26 protein-coding genes are annotated in these 25,495 nt (G+C 56.7%); 5 read left to right on the forward strand and 21 right to left on the reverse strand.

Annotated features, from left to right (window positions below; translation table 11 throughout):
* The first annotated feature begins 2 nt into the window (after window positions 1-2).
* The 4 genes from FE795_RS16790 (at window position 3) to cysG (ending at window position 6,831) form a co-directional block, all read left to right on the forward strand.
* Window positions 3-1,667: an AMP-binding protein gene (locus FE795_RS16790; RefSeq protein WP_003803003.1), complete on the forward strand. Its 1,665-nt coding sequence runs from the start codon at window positions 3-5 to the stop codon at window positions 1,665-1,667.
* Between the two features lie 154 nt (window positions 1,668-1,821).
* Entirely contained in the window at window positions 1,822-3,654 is a 1,833-nt protein-coding gene (locus tag FE795_RS16795) for an assimilatory sulfite reductase (NADPH) flavoprotein subunit (protein ID WP_219235355.1), read from the forward strand.
* Window positions 3,655-3,665: 11 nt separating this feature from the next.
* Window positions 3,666-5,375, forward strand: a complete 1,710-nt coding sequence (gene cysI, locus FE795_RS16800) for an assimilatory sulfite reductase (NADPH) hemoprotein subunit (RefSeq protein ID WP_003803008.1) — start codon at window positions 3,666-3,668, stop codon at window positions 5,373-5,375.
* A 1-nt stretch (window position 5,376) separates the two neighbouring features.
* The gene (gene cysG, locus FE795_RS16805; RefSeq protein WP_131071094.1) at window positions 5,377-6,831 is read left to right on the forward strand and encodes a siroheme synthase CysG; all 1,455 of its coding nucleotides are present in this window, start codon (window positions 5,377-5,379) and stop codon (window positions 6,829-6,831) included.
* 375 nt (window positions 6,832-7,206) lie between these two features.
* Here the strand turns inward: cysG and FE795_RS16810 are convergent, their stop codons facing one another.
* The 5 genes from FE795_RS16810 to FE795_RS16830 form a co-directional block, all read right to left on the reverse strand.
* A complete protein-coding gene (locus FE795_RS16810; RefSeq protein WP_219235356.1) occupies window positions 7,207-7,956 on the reverse strand; it encodes an ABC transporter permease in 750 nt (249 codons plus the stop codon).
* 77 nt (window positions 7,957-8,033) lie between these two features.
* Window positions 8,034-9,230, reverse strand: coding sequence for an ABC transporter substrate-binding protein (locus tag FE795_RS16815; RefSeq protein ID WP_131071095.1), 1,197 nt, complete (start codon window positions 9,228-9,230; stop codon window positions 8,034-8,036).
* Between the two features lie 10 nt (window positions 9,231-9,240).
* Window positions 9,241-10,050 (reverse strand): ABC transporter ATP-binding protein, encoded by an 810-nt coding sequence (locus FE795_RS16820; protein ID WP_059318601.1) that lies wholly within the window; start codon window positions 10,048-10,050, stop codon window positions 9,241-9,243.
* Window positions 10,047-11,138, reverse strand: a complete 1,092-nt coding sequence (locus FE795_RS16825) for an acyl-CoA dehydrogenase family protein (RefSeq protein ID WP_219235358.1) — start codon at window positions 11,136-11,138, stop codon at window positions 10,047-10,049. Before FE795_RS16825 ends, FE795_RS16820 begins: the two co-directional genes overlap by 4 nt.
* The gene (locus FE795_RS16830; protein WP_003803023.1) at window positions 11,123-11,683 is read right to left on the reverse strand and encodes a carboxymuconolactone decarboxylase family protein; all 561 of its coding nucleotides are present in this window, start codon (window positions 11,681-11,683) and stop codon (window positions 11,123-11,125) included. Before FE795_RS16830 ends, FE795_RS16825 begins: the two co-directional genes overlap by 16 nt.
* A gap of 129 nt (window positions 11,684-11,812) precedes the next feature.
* Between FE795_RS16830 and FE795_RS16835 the strand changes: the two genes are divergently transcribed.
* A complete protein-coding gene (locus FE795_RS16835; RefSeq protein ID WP_003803025.1) occupies window positions 11,813-12,781 on the forward strand; it encodes an AraC family transcriptional regulator in 969 nt (322 codons plus the stop codon).
* 329 nt (window positions 12,782-13,110) lie between these two features.
* On the opposite strand, the gene rpsQ is transcribed toward FE795_RS16835, so the two are convergent.
* The 16 genes from rpsQ to rpsG form a co-directional block, all read right to left on the reverse strand.
* Complete coding sequence (gene rpsQ / locus FE795_RS16840; protein WP_003803027.1) at window positions 13,111-13,386, reverse strand: 30S ribosomal protein S17; 276 nt, start codon at window positions 13,384-13,386, stop codon at window positions 13,111-13,113.
* A 1-nt stretch (window position 13,387) separates the two neighbouring features.
* The gene (gene rpmC, locus FE795_RS16845; protein WP_003803032.1) at window positions 13,388-13,579 is read right to left on the reverse strand and encodes a 50S ribosomal protein L29; all 192 of its coding nucleotides are present in this window, start codon (window positions 13,577-13,579) and stop codon (window positions 13,388-13,390) included.
* Between the two features lie 9 nt (window positions 13,580-13,588).
* Window positions 13,589-14,005: a 50S ribosomal protein L16 gene (rplP, locus tag FE795_RS16850; protein WP_003803033.1), complete on the reverse strand. Its 417-nt coding sequence runs from the start codon at window positions 14,003-14,005 to the stop codon at window positions 13,589-13,591.
* Between the two features lie 2 nt (window positions 14,006-14,007).
* Complete coding sequence (rpsC, locus tag FE795_RS16855; protein WP_003803035.1) at window positions 14,008-14,781, reverse strand: 30S ribosomal protein S3; 774 nt, start codon at window positions 14,779-14,781, stop codon at window positions 14,008-14,010.
* 9 nt (window positions 14,782-14,790) lie between these two features.
* On the reverse strand, window positions 14,791-15,120 hold the full coding sequence (rplV, locus tag FE795_RS16860) for a 50S ribosomal protein L22 (RefSeq protein ID WP_003803038.1): 330 nt from the start codon (window positions 15,118-15,120) through the stop codon (window positions 14,791-14,793).
* Window positions 15,121-15,123: 3 nt separating this feature from the next.
* Window positions 15,124-15,399, reverse strand: a complete 276-nt coding sequence (gene rpsS / locus FE795_RS16865) for a 30S ribosomal protein S19 (protein WP_003803039.1) — start codon at window positions 15,397-15,399, stop codon at window positions 15,124-15,126.
* A gap of 12 nt (window positions 15,400-15,411) precedes the next feature.
* On the reverse strand, window positions 15,412-16,239 hold the full coding sequence (rplB, locus tag FE795_RS16870) for a 50S ribosomal protein L2 (protein WP_003803041.1): 828 nt from the start codon (window positions 16,237-16,239) through the stop codon (window positions 15,412-15,414).
* A gap of 1 nt (window position 16,240) precedes the next feature.
* A complete protein-coding gene (rplW, locus tag FE795_RS16875) occupies window positions 16,241-16,537 on the reverse strand; it encodes a 50S ribosomal protein L23 (RefSeq protein WP_003803043.1) in 297 nt (98 codons plus the stop codon).
* Entirely contained in the window at window positions 16,534-17,154 is a 621-nt protein-coding gene (gene rplD / locus FE795_RS16880) for a 50S ribosomal protein L4 (RefSeq protein WP_059318600.1), read from the reverse strand. Before rplD ends, rplW begins: the two co-directional genes overlap by 4 nt.
* Before the next feature lie 3 nt (window positions 17,155-17,157).
* Window positions 17,158-17,832 (reverse strand): 50S ribosomal protein L3, encoded by a 675-nt coding sequence (gene rplC, locus FE795_RS16885; RefSeq protein WP_003803046.1) that lies wholly within the window; start codon window positions 17,830-17,832, stop codon window positions 17,158-17,160.
* A 240-nt stretch (window positions 17,833-18,072) separates the two neighbouring features.
* A complete protein-coding gene (locus FE795_RS16890; protein WP_003803048.1) occupies window positions 18,073-18,915 on the reverse strand; it encodes a quaternary amine ABC transporter ATP-binding protein in 843 nt (280 codons plus the stop codon).
* Window positions 18,912-20,846, reverse strand: a complete 1,935-nt coding sequence (locus FE795_RS17460; protein ID WP_219235360.1) for a glycine betaine ABC transporter substrate-binding protein — start codon at window positions 20,844-20,846, stop codon at window positions 18,912-18,914. Before FE795_RS17460 ends, FE795_RS16890 begins: the two co-directional genes overlap by 4 nt.
* Before the next feature lie 272 nt (window positions 20,847-21,118).
* Complete coding sequence (gene rpsJ, locus FE795_RS16900) at window positions 21,119-21,430, reverse strand: 30S ribosomal protein S10 (RefSeq protein ID WP_003803053.1); 312 nt, start codon at window positions 21,428-21,430, stop codon at window positions 21,119-21,121.
* A gap of 146 nt (window positions 21,431-21,576) precedes the next feature.
* Complete coding sequence (gene tuf / locus FE795_RS16905; RefSeq protein ID WP_059318443.1) at window positions 21,577-22,767, reverse strand: elongation factor Tu; 1,191 nt, start codon at window positions 22,765-22,767, stop codon at window positions 21,577-21,579.
* Window positions 22,768-22,844: 77 nt separating this feature from the next.
* Complete coding sequence (fusA, locus tag FE795_RS16910) at window positions 22,845-24,947, reverse strand: elongation factor G (RefSeq protein ID WP_003800876.1); 2,103 nt, start codon at window positions 24,945-24,947, stop codon at window positions 22,845-22,847.
* 17 nt (window positions 24,948-24,964) lie between these two features.
* Window positions 24,965-25,435, reverse strand: coding sequence for a 30S ribosomal protein S7 (rpsG, locus tag FE795_RS16915; protein ID WP_003800875.1), 471 nt, complete (start codon window positions 25,433-25,435; stop codon window positions 24,965-24,967).
* Window positions 25,436-25,495 lie beyond the last annotated feature (60 nt).

A 25,495-nucleotide genomic window follows, 5' to 3' on the forward strand; every position in this document is an offset into this window, starting at 1 on the left:
TCATGGATAAAGTCTGGCTGCAGAGCTACCCCGCCGGTATTCCTGCCACGATCGAAGATCAGGCCCAGCAGTACTCATCCCTGCTGGATGTATTTGAACAAAGCTGCACCGAGTTCGCGCAGCGCACGGCCTATATCAGCATGGGCAAGCGCATGAGCTTTCGTGAACTGTCTGAAAATGCCCTGGCGCTGGCCAGTTGGCTGCAAAGCCAGGGTGTGAAAAAAGGCGACCGAGTCGCCCTGATGATGCCCAATATGCTGCAGTACCCCATCAGCCTGTATGGCGTATTGCGCAGCGGGGCCACCATTATCAATACCAATCCACTGTATACCGCCCGGGAGCTGCGTCACCAACTGCAGGACAGCGGCGCAGAGACCATCATCATTGCTGAAAACTTTGCGCACGTACTGCAAGAAATCCTGCACGAGACTCCCATCAAGCGAATTATTGTGACCAGTGTGGGAGACTGCCTGGGCAGCGTTAAAGGGTGGCTGGTCAACCAAGTGGTGCGCCATATCAAGAAGGGAGTGCCTGCCTGGTCCTTGCCCGGTTCCCTGTCCTTTAAATCGGTGCTGGCAAAGGGCCGTACCCGCCCCCCTGCCCCGGTCACCCTGACCCACGACGACATTGCATGTCTGCAGTACACCGGTGGCACCACGGGCGTAGCCAAAGGCGCCATTCTGACGCACGGTAATCTGGTCTCGAACCTGAGCCAGGCCCTGGCCTGGATTCGCCCCTACCTCAAAGAAGGCCAGATCGACTGCGTGGTGACCGCCCTGCCGCTCTACCATATCTTCGCCTTCACCGCGAACCTGCTAGTGTTTCTTCGCCTGGGGGCGGAGAACCTGCTGATCATCAATGCACGCGATATTCCGTCCATGATCAAGGACATGGCCAAGCTGCGCTTTACCGCCATTACCGGCGTAAATACCTTGTTCAACGCCATGCTGAACAATGCCGAGTTCCGCAAACTGGATTTTTCCTCGCTTCGCTTTACGCTGGGCGGCGGTATGGCAGTACAGGAAGTCGTCGCCAAGCGTTGGCTGGAAGCAACCGGTAAACCCCTGGCACAGGCGTATGGCCTGACAGAAACTTCGCCAGCCGCCACCATCAACCCCCTGGATAAGCTGGAATTTACCGGATCAATTGGTCTGCCCGTACCCTCGACCGACATCCGCATCCGTGATGAAAACCAGAACGACCTGCCTTTGGGAGAAACAGGCGAACTGTGCATTCGCGGCCCGCAAGTGACCCCTGGCTATTGGCAGCGCCCCGATGAGACCGCCAAGGTCTTTGACCGGGACGGCTTTTTGCGCACGGGTGACATCGGCTATATGGATGAGCACGGATACGTGTTTTTGCTTGACCGTAAAAAAGACATGATTTTGGTTTCGGGCTTTAATGTCTATCCCAATGAAGTCGAAGCGGTTGCCGCGCAGCACCCGGATATTGTCGAGGCTGCCGCCGTTGGGGTTCCCGACGAGAAAGCCGGTGAAGTGGTCAAGCTCTATGTCATCAGCCGTAATCCCGCGCTGACTGAAAAAGAGGTCATTGCCTTTTGCCGCAAGAACCTGACCGGGTACAAGGCGCCACGCTATGTTGAATTCCGCGACGACTTGCCACGCACCAACGTTGGCAAAATCCTGCGACGGGAACTGCGTCCCTAGCACGTATTTGGCGCAGGCTTAGACGAAGATGAAAGGGGCTTATGCCCCTTTTTCATTAACCGGCGTATTCATAAACAAATAAGAATCAGATCGTTCGTCACCCTGATACCGCTCTTTAGAATGGGACAAACTATTCATATAAGCGAGTGTCAGAATGCACGCCCTGTCCCGCCTCTCGGAAACGAATCGCACCGCGATTGCCCAAATCACCGAAGAGCTCGATCCGCTGTCCCTGAACTGGCTGTCCGGTTATCTCGCAGGGGTCGCACAAATACGCCATAACGGGCTTCCCGTTCAGGTGCCGGCCGCTCCTGAACTGTCTTTGGTACCGGCCGCCGCTGCCCCCGCCCAACGTCCTGCCACCATTGTGTTTGGCAGTCAAACGGGCAATGCTCAACGCGTCGCCGAAGCTTTTGCTCAACGGTGTGAGGCGGCCGGTATTGCCGTGCGCCTGCTGCGCGCCGACCGCTACCCCACGCGCGAGCTGAAAGAAGAGCGTTTGCTGTATGTCATTATCAGCACGCAGGGCGAAGGCGACCCACCCGACGACTCCATCGGATTTTTCGAATTCCTCTCCGGTGCCCGCGCTCCCAAACTGCCCGGATTGAAGTTTGGCGTGCTGGGTCTGGGCGACTCGAGCTACCCCTTGTTCTGTGGGATCGCGGAAAAAATCGATCAACGTCTGGTCGCTCTGGGGGCAGAGCGCATCCTGGATACTGGCCTGGCCGATCTGGATATTGATACGGTAGCCGCCCCCTGGCAGGACAAGGCTTTTGCTTTTCTGGAAACGGATCACCAGGCCCACGCTGCAGCAGACTCGCCTGCTGCGCAATCGAGTAACGTCACCGTACTGGAAACCCCAGCGCGTAGCAGCTATACCCGTGATAATCCCTTCCAGGCCACCATCCTGCAAAGTCAAAGCATCACGGGCCGTGACAGCACCCGCACTATCTATCACTATGAGCTGTCATTGGAAGGCAGTGGCCTGCAGTACCAACCCGGTGATGCACTGGGTGTCTGGCCTACACAAAATGCCAAGCTGGTTGAAGCCGTCATTCAAACCTTGAAACTGGACCCGACCGAAACCGTCACCATTCAGGGCACCTCGCACACGCTGCAAGCATGGCTCAGCCACTACCGCGAACTCACCCAACTGACCAAACCTTTCCTGGTGGAACTGGCCAAACGCAACAGCGATACCGTGCTGCAAACAGCCGTAGGGCCAGACGGTTTGAACACCTTGCAAGCGTTGCTAAAGACCCATCAAGTACTGGACGTACTGGAACGCTTCCCGGCCACCTGGAGCGCCGCCGAGCTGGTACAAGCCTTGCGCCCTCTGGCACCGCGCATGTACTCCATCGCATCAAGCCAGTCCGAAGTGGACGAGGAAGTACATCTGACCGTCGCCAATGTGCACTACCAGTTCAACGGACAGGATCGGTGGGGCGTCGCCTCGGACTATCTGGCCAGCCGCAGCGAAGGCGATACCGTGCCGGTCTTTATCGATCCCAATACGCGTTTTCGCCTGCCTGAGGACAACGACCGGGACGTCATCATGATTGGCCCCGGCACTGGGGTTGCTCCCTTCCGGGCTTTTGTACAGGAACGCGGTATCCAGGGCGGTAAAGGCCGCAACTGGCTCTTTTTTGGCAATCCGCACTTTCACTCTGATTTCCTCTATCAGACCGAATGGCAGCGCGCCTTGCAGGATGGGCAGTTGCAGCACCTGGATCTGGCTTTCTCGCGGGATCAGGAAAACAAGATATACGTTCAACATCGCCTGCTGGAAAAAGCGGCCGAAGTCTATGCCTGGATTCAGGGCGGTGCCCATATTTATGTATGCGGCGATGCCACACAAATGGCTAAAGACGTTCACCAGACCCTGCAAAAAATAGCGCAGCAGGAAGGCGGACTGGATGCAGACCAGGCTCGCAGCTGGTTGGAAGAACTCTCGGCGCAGGGCCGCTACGCCCGCGACGTTTACTGAGAAGCAAGGACATGACAACAAAGAAAATCGCCGCTATCGAACAGGTCAAGATTGATAGCCACTATCTGCGCGGTAGCATTACCGAGGGTTTGGCCGATCCCATTACCGGCGCCATCAGCGAAGACGACAACAAACTGCTGAAATTTCACGGCAGCTATCAGCAAGACGATCGCGACCAGCGCGAAGAACGCCGCAAGCAAAAGCTGGAGCCGGCCTTTAGCTTCATGATTCGCGCCCGCTTGCCCGGTGGCGTGGTGACGCCTGCCCAGTGGCTGGCATTTGACAAGATCGCCTGTGACTGGGCCCAGTTCGGCCTGCGCATTACCACCCGTCAGACCTTTCAATGGCACGGCGTACGCAAGCCATTTTTAAAACCCACCCTGCGCGCCATTAACGACGCCTTGTCCACCACCCTGGCAACCTGCGGCGATGTGAACCGCCAGGTTGTCAGCGCAACCAACCCCCTGCTGTCCGAGCAGCACGGCCTGGTACAAGAGTGGGCTGACAAGATTTCTGAAACCTTCCTGCCCAAAACCCGCGCGTACGCCGAAATCTGGCTGGATGGCAAAAAAGTCGAAGACGCCATTGACGGCGAGGATTTCGAGCCGCTTTACGGCAAAACCTACCTGCCTCGCAAGTTCAAGATTGGTATTGCCGTGCCGCCTTTGAATGATGTGGACGTATTTGCGCAGGACATCGGCCTGATCGCCATTATCGACAACAATCAATTGCAGGGCTTTAACGTGGCGATCGGCGGCGGTATGGGCGCCACCCACGGAGATGAAACCACGTATCCGCGCCTGGGCAGCGTGATCGGCTTTGCGCGCCCCGAACAGATATTGGCGGTATGCGAGGCCATCATCACCACCCAACGGGACCACGGTAATCGAGATGAACGTCGTCATGCCCGTCTCAAGTACACCGTGGACAAGCTGGGGGCAGACTGGTTTCTGGAAGAGGTACAAAACCGCAGTGGTCATACTCTGGAGCCTTCAAGGCCCTATCACTTTGACCACAATGGCGACCGTTTTGGCTGGATTCAAGGCAACAATGGCCGCTGGCACCTGACCCTGCGGGTGGATTCGGGACGCCTCATGGATACCGAAACAGGTCCCTGGCTAAGCGGCATGCGTGAAATCGCCAAGATTCATCAAGGCCATTTCCGGCTGACCTGCAACCAGAACCTGATTATTGCCGACGTTCCCGAGGCGGATAAAACCGCTATCGACAAACTGGTGGCCGACCACAAGCTGGACGTATATCAAACGCAAAGTGGCATACGCAGCAGCACAATTGCCTGCGTCTCTTTGCCCACCTGCGGTCTGGCCATGGCCGAAAGCGAACGCTACGCCCCCATCCTGTTGCCCAAGCTGGAAACCCTGCTGGACAAATACCAGCTGCGTAATGAGCGCATTGTGCTGCGCATTTCCGGTTGCCCCAACGGCTGCGCCCGCCCTTACCTGGGTGAAATTGCACTGGTTGGACGCGCACTGGGCCGCTATGACTTGCGCCTGGGAGCCAACTTCAGCGGCGAACGTCTGAACGTGATCTATCGTCAGAATATTGCCGAACCGGAAATCCTGAGCATTCTGGACGAGCTGTTTGGCCGTTTCGCAGCCGAGCGTCTGCCAGATGAGCACTTCGGAGATTTCCTAGTGCGCGTCGGCGTCATTGCCGAACCCACGAGCCGTCTGATTCCCCTGGTTTTACAGCCGGCCTGACATGAACCTCTTTCCTTTATTCGCCAACTTGAAACAACGTGCAGTACTGGTGATCGGCGGTGGCGAAATTGCCGAGCGCAAAGTACGTCTGGTCCTGGCTGCCGGAGCTCAGGTCACGCTAGTCGCCCCTTATGTGGTGGACAGCCTGGAAGCTCTGGCTCGTCAGGGACGCATTACCCTGATCCGGGAACGCTACCAGGCCCTGCACCTGCAGGGGGCTTGGTTGATCATTGCCGCAACCGACAAGCGGGAAGTAAACCAGGTGATCGCCCAGGACGCCCAGGAAGCGCGCATTCTGGTCAATGTGGTGGACGACCCCGAGCTGTCCAGCTTTCAAGTGCCTGCTATCGTGGATCGTTCCCCCCTGATTATTGCCATTTCCTCGGCCGGTTCGGCCCCCATGCTGGCACGACGAGTCAGGGAGCAATTGGAAACCATGTTGGACCACAGTCTGGGGGCGATCAGCCGTCTGGCGCAAGAGTACCGCAGCGCCATTCGACGCGCCCGCCCCGAGCTGGGTGCGCGCCGCCGGTTTTACGACTGGTTGCTGGATGGCCCGGTGGGCGCCGCCCTTCGCAGCCACCAGGATGAACAGGCACGTCTTAGCCTGGAAAACGCGCTGCAAGAGCCTGAAGCCCCCCGTGTCTCTCAAGGTCGTGTCATTCTGGTGGGCGCCGGCCCAGGCGACCCCGGACTGTTGACCCTGCACGCCTTGCGCGCGCTGAACCGTGCCGACGTGATTCTGTACGATCGCCTGGTATCCGATCAGGTGATGGAACTGGCCCGCCGTGACGCCCATCGTATTTTTGTGGGCAAACAGTTGGGCGAGGACCATCATCAAACCCAGCACCGCATTCATCAGCTGATGATTGACTACGCCCGCGCTGGCCAGACCGTCGTGCGCCTGAAAGGCGGCGATGGCTTTATTTTTGGCCGGGGCGGCGAAGAACTGGAGCATCTGGCCGAGCATGGCATCGCGTTTGAGGTGGTGCCCGGCATCACGGCTGCCATCGCATGTGCCGCCTACAGCGGCATCCCGCTGACGCACCGTGAGCACGCACAGTCCGTGCAGTTCGTAACGGCACATCGCAAAAGCGGGCACGGAATCGAGGATTGGAATCCCTTGCTCGATACTAGCCAAACAGTCGCTGTCTACATGGGCTTGCAGCAAATCCTGGGCTTTAGCCACGAGCTGGTACAGCGTGGCCGCAGTGCCTCCACACCCTGCGCCCTGATTGAAAACGGCTCACGCCCGGAGCAGCGCACCTTGTTGTCCACCCTGGACACCATTGCCCAAGATGCCCAGCAACATCAGTTTGCCAGTCCGTGCATTTTGGTAATTGGTCAGGTCGTGACCCTGGGCAGTACCTTGTCCTGGTATGGCGAGTTGATTGATCAATTAAGTCCCCGTGCCGTCATTGAACCAACGTTGGACAAGGCGCTTGCCGCAGCCTGATTGCCAGCCCAGACACGGGCCTCGATCTCAAAGCAGGTTTTCTCGCCGCGCCGGGCCGTTATGGCGAGCAATTCAGACACAAGGTTACGTCTCTGAACAGGGAATCACCAGCAAGACAGGCAGAAGGACGACAAACTCAACCGGCGGCGCTCGCGGCTGACGAGGTCACTGACCGGCATGGTTTGAGAAAAAAATCGCCAAAGCCCTCAACATTCAAAAACGTTGAGGGCTTTTTTCTTAAGGCTCTTGGCTTGAGAGATGCTGACAGTCTGGAAACACTCATCACTGAGCAATTCCTCATGCTTCTGCACACACCAAAGGCGGGAGCACGCGGATAGACTCAAGCCCTTGGCCAGCCTTGAAGGGCCTGATCATTCAGCGCTGCGCAACAGCCGAAAACAGGGCACGCAAGGCGCTATCGAGCAAATAGCCAATCAGGCCAATCAGAACGATCACCGCCATCAGTTCGGAATAAGCCATACGATCACGCGTATCCAGAATCAGGTAACCCAAACCAGCGGACACACCCAGCATTTCGCACGGCACCAGCACAATCCATAACACACCAATAGCCAGTCGGCTGCCTGTCAGCACAGACCCGACAATACCCGGCAAAATCAGATACAACAGCGTCTCCAGCCTGGTCGCGGCCAAACTACGGCCCAACATCAACCAGCGCGGATTCAAATGCCGTACACCCGAAGCGGTATTGAGCAGGACCGGCCAAACACCGGCCACCCCCAGCAGAAAATAAATCGGTGCGTCCCCAATCCCGAAAGCCATCACGGCAATCGGCATCCAGGACAGGGGCGAGATCATGCGCAGGAACTGAAATAAGGGCGTCAAGGCGGCATGGGCACGGGCAGACAAACCCAGCAGCAGACCCGCGGGCACACCCACGCCCAGGGAGATAGCCAGACCAACAAAGATACGCTGCAAGCTGGCACCCACATGCATCCAGGTCTCTGACCAGCCCAGTATCTCCAGCAGGCTATGAAACGCAGCCGCAGGCCCGAACTGCTGCATAAGGGGGCTGCTGGACCATGCGGTGGCCAACCACCACAGCAGGACCCCGGCGGCCAGACCGCCCAGGCCCCACAAGGTGTTGGCTACCCAGGTGTTCATTTTGGGCCTGACAGTCGCTCGCTGAGGGGGCTGCGTCAAAGACGGCACGCTGGATGGGGGGGCAGACGCAGTCAAACTCATACCACGATGCTCTCATTGCGGGTGTATTGCTCGGACAAGCCAAACTGGGTCAGCCCGCCCTGCTTTTCCAAGGCCGCACGCACAAAGCGGTCGTCCACAAGATCTTTAGCCACCTGTTGTGGCGACAAACCCTCCAGAAAACCACGCTCGCCCTGAATCAGCGTGCCCTGCAACAGGTGCACCAGGGATTCGGTATAGCTGGGGAATGGGTAAGGCTGGAAGTCAATGCGCTGGTCATCCCAGTCCGGATGACGAATGACGCCGGACTTCACATACTGGGCACGGTCGCTCGAGTCCGGAGCCAAAACTTTCAACAGATTTTCCTGGGTGTGCGGGGTATAGCGATTCCCACCCTCACGCGACAGGATACGAGCCGCGTCGGCACGGTTATCCCGAATCCAGATCTGCGCCTTGACCAAGCCATCGACGACCGCCTGCGACCACTGCGGTCGCGCCTGCAAATCCTGCTCATGCATAAAGGCCACGCAACAGGCATGATCGCGCCAGACATCGCCGGTAAAGCGCAAGATGCGGCCCATGCCCTGGGTCTCCGCCAACGCATTGAACGGTTCAGCGACAGTGAAACCCGCAATCCGTCCTGATGCCAGCGCCGGCGGCATGTCGGCCGGCGCCATCACCACCAGATTGACCTCGTTGGGAGCCAGCGCGCCCGAGTTCTTCACCACCGGCGTCAGGCCATGGGCCTTGAGCACATGCTGCAAAACCACATTATGGATGGAATACCAGAAGGGAATCGCTACCGTCTGCCCACCCAGTTGCTCAGCAGAACTGATATTTTGCGCCACGGTAATGGCCGAGCCACTCATATGATTCCAGGCGACCACTTTGGCAGGCACCTTGCTGCCATAACGTGCCCACACCGTCATGGGCGAGAGCAAATGCACCAGATTGACCTGCCCGGAGATAAAGGCTTCGATCAACTGGGCCCAGCTACGCACCATGACAGGCTTTTCAACAGCAATGCCCGCTTCTTCAAAGTACCCATTGTGATGCGCCACCAACATGGCGGTAGCATCCGTGATTGGCAAGTAGCCGATACGCAAAGGCGCATTTGACTCACTTTGCGCACGGGCAGCCCCTTGGGCCAGCAAAGGTGCAGCGCCCGCGACTGTCAGCAGGGATGCCAGTTTCAGCAAGTCACGACGGGTACGGGAGGTAGGAGATTCAATCATGAAGTGCACCTTACAAAACAGAAGCGTGAACCGCCTGGGAGAGGCTTTGCTCCAGGCTGGCCACAATTTCCAGGCGTATGGCCTGAAGCCAGTTATCCAAATGAGATCGGGGATGTGCCGGGCAGCTCCACTCACGCTGCAGTCCGGCCGGACGGCCGCCTAAGAGCAGCACACGGTCAGCCAGCAACAGCGCCTCATCGATATCGTGAGTGACCAGAACAATGGCGCAGCCGGTCTGACCGCGAATCGACAGAATCAACTCCTGCATCTGACGACGAGTTACCTCATCCAGCGCCCCAAAGGGTTCATCCATCAACAAGACCTGTGGACGTCGTGCCAGACAGCGGGCAATCGCCACACGCTGTGCCATACCGCCCGACAAGGCACCGGGACGCTGGTGGCGGCTGTCATATAAACCGACCTGACGCAGTGCTTGTTCCACTCGCAGGCGGCGCTCTGCTGCAGAGACGCAGGGCTGACGAGCAAAGCCCAAACCAAAACCCGTATTGGCCTGCACGTTGAGCCATGGCAAGAGGATGGCCTCCTGGAAGGCCATGGCCAAGGCAGGGTGAACCCCTCGCACAGCCTGCCCTAGAAATGACACCTCACCCTGCGTAGGCCTTTGCAAACCCGCCAGCACCCGCAGCAACGAGGATTTACCGACTCCGCTGGGACCGAGCAGCGCGACGATCTCGCCCGCGCCTACGTTCAGGTCCAGGTTCTGCAAGATAGTCTGGCCACCGTAGGCCAGACTGATACCCCGCGCGGACAAGAGCGCGACCCCTTCAGAATCAGACGGCAAGGGGGTGGCGGAACTCATAGGGCATCCTGTCCAAGTTCAGCTTTCAGTTGCGCTACAGTAGGCGATATCAAAGGCACCAACATGGCTTCGCGGTAACGGCGCAGCAGTTGGGGGTGCTTGCCTTGCATATAGGTCGCCCCGCCAATCGCGGAGCTTTCCAAGGCCACGGCCTGCAACGCCAGACTGCTGAGCTCGATACGAACTCTGAACAGATCAGGCGGCGTGGCCGAGTCTGGCTTGCGCACGGCATCCAGCAGCACATCCGACAATTCCTGCACGCGATCCAACAAGCGGCGGGCGGGCTGTTCCTGCACCCATTGGCAGCGTGGCGCCTTGAGTACCTGCTTTAAGGAGCGACGCGCCAGCCCCATCGCCATGCCGCACTGCAACGCCATGAATCGAGGTCGCACCGAACGCACAAACAGGCCGGCATCAGGATGCAACAAACGCTCTTGTTCCAGGCGCACGGCATTAAAGGTCAAGGCGGCGGTATTGCTGCCGCGCAAGCCGACCAAATCCAGGTCCTCCGAACGCTCCAGCCCTGAATCACCCAACTGGGCCACCCATATACCCGCCTGATCGCCGGGCATGGCGGCCACAATAGCAACCAGACAATTACCGGGACGCAGATTGGTAATCCACGGTAAACGGCCATCAAACTGCCACTGACCTTGCTCGGGCCGGGCGCGCACTTGCAGCTCTTCAATGCCACCCAGGAACTTGATGGCATTGGACAGTCCGGTCGCACCTGCAATACTGCCGTCCAGCAAACCGGGCAGGTAACGCTCTCGCATGGCAGGGTCCTGAACCTCACGCAGATATTCAATAAAGGTGCGCTGACTCCACAGGACAAAACCCGCCGTCAGCGAATGCTCAGCCACTTCCACAATAGACTGAACGGCATCACCAAAATCGGAAAAGTCCGCTTGCAGACCCAGGCTCAACAAACCGTCTTGCGCCAGGCGGGGCAACAAGGCCTGCGACTGGGAGGCCTCACTATCCAGCGACAGGGCGTGCTCTTCGAGCCACTGGGCCAGAGCAGGCGATAAAACCGAACGCTCTGAGGCCAGCACAGCCTGTTCGGCGCGTGTTAAGGCGTTTCCCATGCGTAGGCCTCCAACTGGCTATTGAGCGGCGTACGAGCCAGATTATTGGCAAAGTTGCAGATGGTCGCCAAACCAATGCCGGTAATGACCTCCAGAGCCTGCTGATCGCCATAGCCCGCAGCACGGAAGGCGGCCAGATCCTGATCCGATACCTGACCACGGGTGTCAATCACCGCGCGGCTGAACAGGGCCAGGGCCTGGAGACGTTCATCATTGATCTGATCAAAACCACGAGCACGCAAGGCGGCCAGAATCTCTGGGTCCAGCTTGGCTTTGTTCGTCGCGATGGCGGTATGACCGGCCACGCAGAAGCGGCAGCCGTGTGTGGTACCGGCAACCAGCTGCACCACCTCGCGCTCGACCAGCGACAGGCTGGCGGTGGCATTCAAGGCAGACATGTCCTGGTAGGCTTGCAAGGCAACGGGGGCGTTCGCCAAAATAGCCAGCAGGTTAGAGAGAAAGCCACTACCACGCACAGCTTTTTCCAGGGCTGGTTTGACGGCCTCAGGGGCGGAGTCCACAGTATGCAACGTTAAGCGGGTCATGATCGCGACAATTCCTTAGTTAATCCGAGAAGGTTTTATTGTCGATTGACTGGCGCCTGATCTCCATGTGCGAACATAGCGGTATTCATATTAAAAATATCCACGAAAAGAAATAAGCATATTTTCCACATGAGTGATTCTGCCTTTCCTGACGGCCATTGCGCCCTCAACTCCCACGACACAGGGCGCCCTGTGGAAGAGCTGCTCTTGTCGGGGCTGGAGATCTCGGCCAGCCTGTTTCATTTGGGCCAGTATTGCAATCAATGGGAAAGCAGCCTGCACGGGCATCAACGGGCCGGCTTTCATGTGGTCTTGCATGGACCGTGCTGGCTACACATCCCGCATCAGGACACCCTGGCCCTGCAAGCAGGCGACGCCGTGTTTTTTCTGCGTGACATTCCTCACCGGCTGAGCTCATCGCCAAAGCCCCCAAACTGGAATGCGGCGTTGCAGCGGCAAAACATGCAAGGTCTGGAGCCTCAAGTGCCCCAGAGCACCGGCCTGCTCTGCGGCTTTCTGAATTTGGGTCGGGGTTTGAGTGAATTGCTTCTGGCAACGGTGCCTGATGTTTTGCTGATTGACGGTTCGCAGGCTGATGCCGATACGGGCCGTCCTTTGCTGGACTTGATCCAGGCGGAAATGCAGCGCCACCCACAGGCCAACCCCAGCCTGTTGGAGAAACTGGTGGAGCTTTTGCTGTTCTACACTTTGCGGCGGCAAATTGGTCAAACGCCCTCCGAAGGAGCCTTGCCAGCGGGCCTGATCCATCTTGCCAGCGACCCTGCTTTTGGTGGTCTGATCGAACAACTGCTGCGGGAACCGGCCAAGGCCTGGTCAGTCGATGACATGGCGGCCTATCTGAACATGTCACGCGCCGCCTTTCACCGACGCTTTACCCTGCTATGCGGGATGGCACCGGCCCAGATACTGTTGCAACTACGCATGCAACTGGCCAAACGGCAGCTGGAACAGGGGCTCACCATGGAACAGATCGCCGAGCGCATCGGCTACAGTTCCGCGGCGGCATTCAGTGCGGCATTCAGGCGCAGTGTCGGTGTCAGCCCGGCTCAATGGCGTAAGCAAGAGCCACGCACCTGAGCGGCCACACCGCCAGCCACGAACGACAGTCCAACCCTGTCATCACGCGGCTCATCCGTGCAGACAATCAGCCCCAAGGTGATCATTGTGATGCCGCGAGCGGCCTACCACGCCGGTCAGACAAAAGGCTTGTCCCACCCGTTCAGACTCAAATACGGACTCTGGTAATCATCCTGAGCCCTGTTCGCCCCTTACCTCCCTGATTTCCCAGCCTTCTCCCGCCACAGAGGGGCAGACAGCGGGGCATAAAAAAAACCCCAATCTGTAAACAGATTGGGGTTTTTTTGACCTACCAGAGCCAGGCCAAGGCCTGACATCTGAGCAAGCGTTTAGATCACGCGGGCTGCTTCGATCAGACGCACAACAGTCCAGGACTTGCTGCGGCTGATAGGACGGCCTTCGGAAATCTCAACGGTATCGCCTTCGTTGTACTGGTTGGTCTCGTCGTGTGCTTTGTATTTATTGGAGCGCACGATGATCTTGCCATACAGAGGATGTTTAACGCGGCGTTCAACCAGAACGACGACAGTTTTGTCCATCTTGTTGCTGACAACTTGACCAATCAGGGTACGTTGACGTTTTTCGGTAGTTTGAGTTTCGCTCATCTTACTTTCCTGCGGTCTCAGCCATGACAGTGCGCACGCGAGCGATGTCGCGGCGTACTTTGCCCAATTGGCTGGTGTTGGAAAGCTGTTGAGTAGCACGCTGCATGCGCAGGTTAAATTGTGCTTTCAACAGGCTCTCGAGCTCTTTCTGGAGCTCGGCGGCATCTTTAGTACGGAGTTCGCTGGCTTTCATGACGTCTCCTTAAGCACCGATCTGACGCGTTACGAACGTCGTCGAGATAGGCAGCTTGGCAGCGGCCAGACGGAATGCCTCGCGTGCCAGCTCTTCGCTAACACCTTCCATTTCGTACAGGACCTTGCCTGGTTGAATCTCAGCGACCCAGAACTCTGGATTACCCTTACCGTTACCCATACGAACTTCGGCAGGTTTCTGCGAAATTGGCTTATCGGGGAAGATACGGATCCAGATGCGGCCACCACGTTTGATGTGACGGTTAATTGCACGACGTGCTGCTTCGATCTGGCGAGCAGTCAGACGGCCACGGTCAGTGGCTTTCAGACCAAATTCGCCAAACGAAACTTGCGCACCGCGAGTCGCCAGACCGGTATTACGGCCTTTGTGCTCTTTGCGATACTTTCTGCGAGAAGGTTGCAGCATGTTTATTCTCCTTCGGACGCAGCAGGAGCAGCGTCTTTACGAGGACCGCGACCACGACCACCTGGACGGCGGTTTTCAGGGCGGTCACCACGTGGACGACGTGGGCGGCGCTCTTCAGGGGCTACGGTGTCAACAGGCATTTCGCCGTTAGGCAGCATGTCGCCCTTGTAGACCCAGACCTTGATACCGATGATCCCGTACGTCGTGTGCGCTTCGGAAGTACCGTAATCGATGTTAGCGCGCAGGGTGTGCAGAGGCACACGGCCTTCGCGGTACCATTCGGTACGAGCGATTTCGATGCCGTTCAAGCGACCCGAGCTCATGATCTTGATGCCTTGGGCACCCAGACGCATGGCGTTTTGCATGGAACGCTTCATCGCACGACGGAACATGATGCGCTTTTCCAATTGCTGGGCAATGGAATCGGCGATCAGTTGAGCGTCGGTTTCAGGTTTGCGAATTTCTTCGATGTTAACGTGCACGGGCACGCCCAACAGGCGCTGCAGGTCAGCCTTCAGGCTTTCGATATCCTCGCCGCGCTTGCCGATCACCACACCTGGACGAGCCGAGTAAATGGTGATGCGAGCATTTTTGGCAGGACGCTCGATGACCACACGGCCAACGGACGCGCTTTTCAGCTTGCGTTTCAGGTATTCGCGCACACGGATGTCGTCAGCCAACATCGTACCGAACTCAGCACCGTCAGCGTACCAACGCGAGCTCCAGTTACGGTTAACAGCCAGGCGGAACCCAATTGGGTGGATTTTCTGTCCCATTGTGACTCCTTAAGCGCCGACTTTGACCACAATGTGGCAAGTCTGCTTCTCAATACGGTTACCGCGGCCTTTGGCTCGTGCAGAAAAACGCTTCAACGACTGAGCCTTGTCCACGTAAATGGACGTAACTTTCAGTTCGTCGATATCGGCGCCGTCATTGTGCTCAGCGTTGGCAATAGCCGATTCCAGAGCTTTCTTGATGATGCCAGCGGCTTTCTTGGGAGTGAAAGTCAGCGTATTCAGAGCGTGAGCAACGGACTTGCCGCGGATCATATCCGCAACCAGACGTGCTTTTTGCGCCGAAATATGGACTCCACGAATAATTGCTGTAGTTTCCATCACTTATCTCCGGGCCTTTTTGTCCGCAGCGTGACCCTTGAAAGTACGGGTCAAGGCGAACTCGCCGAGCTTGTGGCCAACCATGTTCTCGTTAATGTAAACGGGAATATGTTGACGACCATTGTGAACGGCAATCGTCAGCCCAATGAACTCGGGCAGGATGGTCGAGCGGCGCGACCAGGTCTTGATTGGTCGCTTGTCGTTACCCACAACGGCTGCATCAACCTTTTTGATCAGGTGAGCATCAACGAATGGGCCTTTTTTGATCGAACGTGACATAGTGTTCGCCCCTTACTTGCGCTTACGGCGCGAAACAATCATGTTGTCTGTGCGCTTGTTACGACGGGTGCGGTAGCCCTTGGCAGGCGTACCCCATGGGCTGACTGGCTCACGGCCTTCACCCGTACGACCTTCACCACCACCGTGCGGGTGATCGACTGGGTTCATCGCCACACCGCGAACGGTAGGACGAATACCACGCCAGCGAACAGCACCGGCTTTACCGATCTGACGCAGGCTGTGATCGTGGTTGCTGACTTCGCCAATCGTGGCGCGGCAGTCGATGTGAATGCGGCGAACTTCACCGGAACGCAGACGCACTTGAGCGTACGTGCCTTCACGAGCCAGCAACACAGCGGAACCACCAGCGGAACGAGCGATTTGAGCACCCTTACCAGGCAGCATCTCGATGCAGTGAATGGTTTGACCCACAGGAATGTTGCGGATAGGCAAAGTGTTGCCGGAACGGATAGGAGCTTCCGCGCCAGACACAACCGTTGCACCCACTTCCAGACCACGAGGGGCGATGATGTAACGACGCTCGCCGTCCGCGTAGCACACCAATGCGATGTGAGCGCTGCGGTTAGGGTCGTATTCCAGACGTTCTACTTTCGCAGGAATACCGTCCTTGTTGCGACGGAAGTCGACAATACGGTAATGCTGCTTGTGACCGCCGCCACGGTGACGAACCGTGATGTGGCCGTTGTTGTTACGGCCAGCACTGCTGGATTTCTTTTCCAGCAAAGCCGCGTAAGGAGCGCCTTTGTGCAGTTCAGGGTGAACCACTTTGATCATGCCACGGCGACCTGGCGACGTTGGTTTTACTTTTACCAATGCCATATTAGTTCACCTCAGAAAAGTCGAGTTCCTGACCGGGCTTGAGCGAGACATATGCCTTGCGCACACTGCGGCGGCGACCCATGAAACGGCCAAAGCGCTTTTCTTTGCCCTTCTGATTGAGCACCTGAACCGACTCAACTTCTACCTTGAACAGCAGTTCAATAGCAGCTTTGATTTCGGGCTTGGTGGCATCAGGAGCGACGCGGAAAGCGATTTGCTGATTTTTTTCGGCAACGTACGTGGCTTTTTCAGTCACGACAGGTGCCAGAATGACTTGCAATAGACGTTCGGCGTTCATCCCAACATCTCCTCAAACTGAGCGACAGCCGCTTTGGTGACCAACACTTTTTTGTAGTGGATCAGGGACAGCGGGTCGGCGTAGCGTGGCTCAACCACAGCAACGTGAGGCAGGTTACGCGTAGCCAGGTACACGTTCTCGTCCAGCGCGTCGGTGATGATCAACACGGATTCCAGGCCCAGGTCTTTCAGCTTGTTGGCTGCCAGACGGGTCTTGGGTGCTTCCAGAGTGAAGGAATCAACAACCAACAGACGCTCGTCGCGGACCAACTGAGACAGAATCGCGCTGATACCGGCGCGGTACATCTTCTTGTTGACCTTGTGTGCGTAGTTTTCTTCACCGGTGTTGGGGAATGCACGACCGCCTCCACGCCACACGGGCGAGGATGTCATACCAGCACGAGCGCGACCGGTGCCTTTTTGGCGCCATGGCTTTTTGGTGCTGTGGTTGACTTCAGCGCGTGTCAATTGCTTGCTGTTGCCGCTGCGAGCATTGGCTTGGTAAGCAACAACGATCTGGTGAACCAGAGCTTCGTTGAATTCACGACCGAAAACGTTTTCGTTGGCCTGCAATGTGGATGCAGCTTGGCCTTGTTCGTTCAGGAGCTTCAGTTCCATGGTTTAGGCTCCTTTCACAGCAGGGCGCACAACGATATTGGCGTTCTTGTGACCTGGGACAGCGCCCCGGACCAACAACAAGCCACGCTCGGCGTCGACGCGGATCACGTCAAGATTCTGAACCGTACGGGTAACGTCACCCATATGGCCCGACATTTTTTTACCTTTGAACACACGGCCTGGATCCTGGGCTTGACCAATGGAACCGGGTACGCGGTGCGAGCGCGAGTTACCGTGGCTGTTACGCTGGCCGCCAAAATTGTGGCGTTTGATGGTACCGGCAAAGCCTTTACCGATCGTGGTGCCCGTAACGTCAACCTTCTGACCCGCTTCGAAAATGCTTTCCACAGCAACTACGGAACCGGCGGAAAGCTCGGCGATAGCAGCGGGGTCGAGGCGGAATTCTTTCAGGATGCTGCCAGCTTCAACGCCAGCTTTTGCATAATGCCCTGCCTGGGGCTTGGTAACGCGTGTTGCACGACGGGTGCCAAAGGCAACCTGTACAGCAGCGTAACCGTCAACTGCGGGCGTCTTGACCTGGGTGATGCGGTTGTTGGACACGTCCAGCACGGTCACAGGGATGGACTCGCCTTCCTCTGTAAACACACGGGTCATGCCAACTTTACGCCCAACAAGGCCCAGCCGCCACGCGGCAGGCGTAGGTGTCGAGTTCGACATCGTTTTCTCCATTCCTGACTACGATTGGTCAGGGCTAACTGAGAGTACACGCAATAATTTGCGCGACGACCATAGCCAAAACTTTTTGGCTAAGCTAGTAAATATAGCACGGTGCTGTAAAGCCAAGCAAGATTTACTGCAAAAAATGGCCCGAAACTGCTTGATTGACAACAGTTTTTTCCCATTTGCCCCTGCACGCCATCAGGGCGCCATCAAGAAAACGGATTCCACCCCCGCCATTTATTGATGTGCCTTATTCACGAATCGAGCGACGTACTCATTGACCGGTTCATCCCGAATTTGCGTCGGCGTCCCGCTTTGCTCCACCCTCCCCTCACGCAACACCACAATATGCTGCCCCAGCCGCAATGCCTCATCGATATCGTGCGTAATGAAGATAATGGTTTTGTTCAGGCTGCTCTGCAAACGCAAAAGCTCATCCTGCATCTCGTAGCGAATCAAGGGGTCCAGGGCCGAGAAGGCCTCGTCCATCAGCAAAATATCGGCATCGACAGCCAACGCTCGCGCCAGGCCTACGCGTTGCTGCATCCCGCCTGACAATTCGTCAGGGTAGTTATCGGCATAATCATGCAGACCCACGCGCTCCAGCCATTGCCGAGCTTGCTCTCGGGCTTGCGAACGCTTGTCTCCACGCACCTCAAGACCGAAGGCGACATTCTCCAACACGGTCAAATGGGGCAGCAAGCCAAAGGCCTGGAAGACCATGCTGATTCCATAGCGGCGGAATTGTCGCAGGCTGGCCATGTCCAGCTGCAAGATGTCCTGCCCATCCACTAGCACCTGTCCGGCGCTGGGGTCGATCAAACGGTTGATGTGGCGCACCAGCGTGGATTTGCCCGAACCGGACAAGCCCATCACGCAGGATATCTGCTGCGCGGGAAAGCAGGCATCTACCCCCGCCAGCCCCACAATGCAGTCCGTCTGCTTTTGCACGGCCTGCTTGTCGACCCCCTGCTTTAACAAATCGACGGCTTCGGTCGCCCGATTACCAAAAACCTTATACACATCCCGCAGCTCAATCTTGCAGTCGGAGTCATGGTGAGAAGTAGGTATCGTCGTCATGCTTGCCTCCTGACCTTACGACGGTGACGCTGAGAACGACCAAAGGATTGGGTGATCCGATCAATGACAATCGCCAGGATCACAATCGCTACCCCTGCCTGCAAGCCACGACCGATATCCAGGGTCTGAATCCCCGCCAGCACGTCTTCACCCAAACCCTGAGCCCCAATCATGGAGGCCACCACCACCATGGAAAGTGCCATCATGGTGGTCTGATTGATGCCCGCCATGATACTGGGACGGGCCAGAGGCAAGGTGACCTTGGTCAACATTTGCCAGCGCGTGACCCCATACGCCTGTGCCGCTTCCATCACATGCTTGTCCACCTGTCGCAGTCCCAGACTGGTCAGGCGAATCAAGGGAGGGACAGCATAGACAACGGTGGCCAGGACGGCGGGGACTTTACCCAGGCCAAACAGCATCAGCACTGGGATCAAATAGACAAAACTGGGCATGGTTTGCATCACATCCAGCACGGGCGTCAGCACTTTTCTAAGCAGACGACTTCGGGCGCTAAGAATGCCAAGTGGGACACCGATCAGAATCGAAAAAACGGTGGCCACCAGCACCAGAGTGAAGGTTTGCATCAGCTTGTCCCACAAACCCATGGCGCCTATCAGGTACAGACCGGCCACATAGAGCAGGACCGGCAGGAAACGTCGCTGTCCCCACCAGGCCAGCAAACCGGTCAAGGCCAGGATGACCCAGGCGGGCACCTGCTGCAAGACCCGCTCCACCGGCAAGATGGCGTTCGTCAGAATCCAGGCGCTGATCTGACGAAAACCTGTGCCCCAATCCCGCACGGCTACCAGCAATTGGCGATTCACCCAATCCGCCGCCGACCACTGTGCAAAAAATGACGGCTGCGAGACAGCGACCTTCCCTGTTGACTGCGGCTCCAGGGAGGCCAGCAGCCGCTCTGCCTGTGCCGCAGGCATCCACTGGCGCCATTGCTCAGGGTTCTCTTTCAAGAATTTCTGCACCTGTGTACGGGCATTCTGTCCGCCTTCCGTCATACCCAGAATGATCTTGTTCATCTGCTCAGGCTCAAGCTGGATTTTTTCGAACAGATACACCAGATCAGGATGCGACTGTACGAAAGGCGTGGAGGCCGCCACACCAATATGGGCCAGGATGAAGTCTGTGGGGCAAACCTGGCCTTTGCCAGACACCGCCGCTTCCCAGCAGCGTTCATTGAAAGGCGCGCTGGCCAGCTTTTTGAAGGAATACTTGGCCATGAGGCCTGCTGGCTGCCAGTAATAGAACAGGATAGGCTCACGCCTGTCATAAGCAGCACTGATGGCCGCATCCAGAGCCGCACCCGTACCGGGTCGGAAATTCTGATAGTGTTCGCCCAGACCATAGAGATCGAACAGACGGCTATTGAAGGTTTCACAGACCCAACCGGAGGGACAGTTATAGAAGCGACCTTTATGGGGCTGTTCCGGGTCGCTGAAAATAGTGGCGTAGCGCCCCAAATCTTCAACTTTCTGGAGATCGGGGGCAATTGGCTTGATTCCCTTGTCAGGATCACCCTCGACCACATAGTCCGGAACGTACCACCCCTGCTCGGCCCCACCCTTCAGCGTACTGCCCAGAACCTGAACCTGTCCGGCTTCAATGGCTTTCTCGATGATCTCGGTACGCCCGGACCAGATCTCGCCGATTACCTGGATATCATTCTGTGCCAACGCACTTTCCAAGGCAGCCGAGGAGCCCGGCACCCGTTCAGTCTTGCAGCCATACGCCCTTTCCAGAATCTGTTGATACAGCTCCGTGCTGAACGCGGCACTCTCCCAGCTCAAGTCAGCCAGACGTATTGGTTTGTCCGGCTGACAAGCTTGCGCGTATGCATGACCTCCCCACAGGCAAAGCCATAGGCCCAGGCAGTACCACAGGGCCAGAAATGGCTTTCGTATCTGATTTTTCATTCTCGTCCTCCTTCACCCCGCTCATCGTCGCATTTGTTTCCGGGTGAAAGTGTGTCCGGTCGTAAAAACAAACTAAAAACAGGTTTTACTCCACGGCGGCATCAGCGTGCATCGCTCACAACAGGGTCAAGGACGAGAGACAAAACCCCTGCTCAGAAAAAATGGCGGCTAGTCACCCTATCGTCTGAGTCAGACCGCTGCTTACGGACGAAAAAAAACGCCATGCAGTTGCATGGCGTTTCTTTCGATGAAGCTCGAACTGCTAGGCAGAATTACTGCAGAGCGATTTCGACGTCAACACCGGCTGGCAAATCCAGACGCATCAGAGCGTCGACGGTCTTGTCGGTAGGATCGACAATGTCCATCAAGCGCTGGTGGGTACGCATTTCAAACTGATCGCGCGATGTCTTGTTGACGTGCGGCGAACGCAGAATGTCGTAGCGACGGATACGTGTTGGCAGTGGTACTGGACCACGAACAACAGCGCCGGTGCGCTTGGCGGTTTCTACGATCTCAGCAGCAGACTGATCGATCAACTTGTAATCGTAAGCCTTCAGACGGATGCGGATTTTCTGGTTTTTCATGGGTAATCCTAAAGAACGATATAAGTGGGGGCTTTTTGACTGGGCTTACCGATTGCTCGAAGAAACTCTGACTAAAAAGCACCCCTTTTGGGGGTAGCAAAGACGCGGCGGGAAGGTTTGCACCTTCACACCGCGATCAAGGCTTATTACTTGATGATTTTTGCCACCACGCCAGCGCCAACGGTACGGCCGCCTTCGCGAATAGCGAAGCGCAGACCTTCTTCCATGGCGATAGGAGCGATCAGGGACACTTTCATCGAAATGTTGTCGCCTGGCAGAACCATTTCCTTGTCTTCTGGCAGCTCGATCGTGCCGGTCACGTCAGTTGTACGGAAGTAGAACTGAGGACGGTAGCCCTTGAAGAAAGGCGTGTGACGACCACCTTCTTCTTTGGACAAAATGTACACCTCGGCGTCGAAGTCCGTGTGTGGCTTGATCGAACCAGGTTTGGCCAGAACTTGACCACGTTCCACGTCTTCACGCTTGGTACCACGCAGCAACAGACCGACGTTATCGCCAGCTTCGCCTTGGTCCAGCAGTTTGCGGAACATTTCAACGCCGGTACAAATGGTCTTGACCGTGTCTTTGATACCCACGATTTCGATTTCTTCGCCGACTTTGATGATGCCGCGCTCAATACGACCGGTCACAACCGTACCACGGCCGGAGATCGAGAACACGTCTTCAACAGGCATCAAGAAGGTACCGTCAACGGCACGCTCAGGCGTAGGAATGTAGGTGTCCAGCGCTTCGGCCAGAGCCAGAACAGCTTGGCTGCCCAGTGGGCCTTCGTCGCCTTCCAGAGCCAGTTTGGCCGAACCCTTGATGATCGGGGTGTCGTCGCCAGGGAAGTCGTACTTGGACAACAGCTCACGAACTTCCATTTCAACCAGTTCGATCAGCTCTTCGTCATCAACCATGTCGGCCTTGTTCAGGAACACGATGATGTAAGGAACGCCAACCTGACGGCTCAGCAGGATGTGCTCGCGAGTCTGGGGCATTGGGCCGTCAGCGGCCGAGCAAACCAAGATAGCGCCGTCCATCTGGGCAGCACCGGTAATCATGTTCTTGACGTAGTCAGCGTGGCCGGGGCAGTCAACGTGAGCGTAGTGACGGTTAGGCGTTTCGTACTCAACGTGCGACGTGCTGATGGTGATACCACGTGCTTTTTCTTCAGGGGCGTTGTCGATCTGCGAGTAATCGCGTGCTTCGCCGCCGTATGCCTTGGACAGAACCGTGCAGATTGCAGCGGTCAGAGTGGTTTTACCGTGGTCAACGTGACCGATAGTACCGACGTTGACGTGCGGTTTAGTCCGTTCAAACTTACCTTTTGCCATGATTTATCCCAATTATGTTTTACAGGAAAACAAAAAAATTGTTGAGCAGCCCGCCATGAGGCGGGCTGATATTGCTATTACTTACCGCGAGCGCTGATCACTTCTTCCGCTACGTTCTTTGGAGCTTCAGCATATTGCTTGAATTCCATCGTGTACGTAGCGCGACCTTGTGTTTGCGAACGCAGGCTGGTCGAGTAACCGAACATCTCGGCCAGAGGAACCTCGGCCTTGATGATCTTGCCACCACCAACGATATCGTCCATGCCCTGAACCATACCGCGACGGGAGGACAAGTCACCCATCACAGTACCGGCGTACTCCTCAGGAGTTTCAACCTCAACAGCCATGGTTGGTTCCAGCAGAACAGGGGCAGCCTTACGCATACCATCCTTGAAGGCCATCGAAGCGGCCATGCGGAAAGCGTTTTCGTTCGAGTCCACATCGTGGTACGAACCGAAGAACAGCGTAGCTTTGACGTCCACCACTGGGTAACCAGCGACCACACCTGCGGACAGGGTTTCGCGAATACCTTTTTCAACAGCAGGAATGTATTCGCGAGGAACCACACCGCCCTTGATGGCGTCAACGAACTCAAAGCCACCGCCTGCTTCCAGGGGCTCCAGCTTGAGGACCACGTGACCGTACTGACCACGACCACCGGACTGTTTGACGAACTTACCTTCGATTTCGTCGCAAGTCTTGCGGATGGTTTCGCGGTAAGCCACTTGGGGTTTGCCCACGTTGGCTTCCACGCCGAATTCACGGCGCATGCGGTCGACCAGAACTTCCAGGTGCAGCTCGCCCATACCGGAAATAATGGTCTGGCCGGACTCTTCGTCGCTGCTGACGCGGAAAGATGGATCTTCCTGAGCCAGACGGGACAAGGCCACGCCCATTTTTTCCTGGTCGGACTTGGTCTTTGGTTCCACAGCCTGCGAAATCACGGGCTCGGGGAACTCCATGCGTTCCAGAATGATGTGCTGGCTGGCGTCACACAGGGTTTCACCCGTGGTCACGTCTTTCAAGCCCACCACGGAGGCGATGTCACCGGCCACCAGCTCTTTCAGTTCGGCACGGTTGTTTGCGTGCATCTGCAAAATACGGCCAATACGCTCTTTCTTGCCCTTGATAGGGTTGTAGACCGTATCGCCCGAACGCAGAACGCCCGAGTAAACGCGCACGAAGGTCAATTGACCAACAAAGGGGTCAGTCATCAGCTTGAACGCCAGAGCGGACATCGGCTCTTCGTCGTTGGCTTTACGATGAATGACATTACCTTCGTCATCCGAACCTTCGACAGGAGGAATATCCACTGGCGATGGCAGGTAGTCGATCACGGCGTCCAGCATACGCTGCACACCTTTGTTCTTGAACGCGGTACCGCACAGCATTGGCTGAATTTCGCAGGCAATGGTACGTGTACGCAGACCCAGGTTGATGTCCTCTTCGGAGAGGTCACCGTTTTCCAGGTACTTGTTCATCAGGTCTTCGCTGGCTTCGGCAGCCGACTCGACCATTTTTTCACGCCATTCTTCAGCCGAAGCTTGCAGCTCAGCAGGAATGTCGGTGTATTCAAATTTCACGCCGTTGCTGGCTTGATCCCAGATGATGGCTTTCATCTTGATCAGGTCAACCACGCCTTGGAAATCTTCTTCAGCACCAATCGGGATAACGACAGGCACAGGATGGGCTTTCAGACGCAGCTTGAGCTGGTCGTAAACCTTGAAGAAGTTTGCGCCCGTGCGGTCCATCTTGTTGATGAAGGCCAGACGAGGCACACCGTACTTGTTGGCTTGACGCCATACGGTTTCCGACTGAGGCTGAACACCACCCACCGCGCAGTAAACCATGCAAGCGCCGTCCAGCACACGCATGGAACGCTCAACTTCAATGGTGAAGTCAACGTGGCCGGGGGTATCAATGATGTTGATACGGTGCTCTGGATAATTGCCCGCCATACCACGCCAGAAAGCAGTGGTAGCAGCCGAGGTAATGGTGATCCCGCGCTCTTGCTCTTGCTCCATCCAGTCCATGGTGGCCGAACCTTCGTGGGTTTCGCCCAGCTTGTGGTTCACACCGGTGTAGAACAGGATGCGCTCGGTAGTGGTCGTTTTCCCGGCGTCGATGTGAGCCGAGATACCGATGTTGCGATAGCGCTGAATAGGGGTTTTGCGGGCCATGATTATATGTCCTCAGATTACCAACGGAAATGGCTGAATGCTTTGTTAGCATCGGCCATCTTGTGCGTGTCTTCACGCTTTTTCATTGCACCGCCACGGCCTTCAGCCGCATCGGACAATTCGCCGGCCAGGCGCAAGTCCATCGATTTTTCACCGCGTTTCTTGGCGGCTTCACGCACCCAGCGCATGGCCAGAGCCAAACGACGCACGGGACGCACTTCGACAGGTACCTGGTAGTTAGCGCCACCAACACGGCGGCTCTTCACTTCAACAACAGGTTTTACATTATTGATGGCAGCATTAAACACTTCGAGCGGATCTTTGCCGGTTTTCTGCGCAATTTGTTCCAGCGCGCCATAAACAATACGTTCGGCAACAGCTTTCTTGCCGGACAGCATGACCACGTTCATGAACTTGGCCAGCTCAACGCTGCCAAATTTTGGGTCAGGTAGGATTTCACGTTTGGGTACTTCGCGACGGCGAGGCATTTTTATTTCCTTGTGACTATTCAGTTGAACCGCGTTATGCGGTCTCGGCCATTCATGACA

Origin of the sequence: Alcaligenes ammonioxydans, assembly GCF_019343455.1 — a bacterium.
In the GTDB taxonomy this organism is placed as follows: Bacteria; Pseudomonadota; Gammaproteobacteria; order Burkholderiales; family Burkholderiaceae_B; genus Alcaligenes; species Alcaligenes ammonioxydans.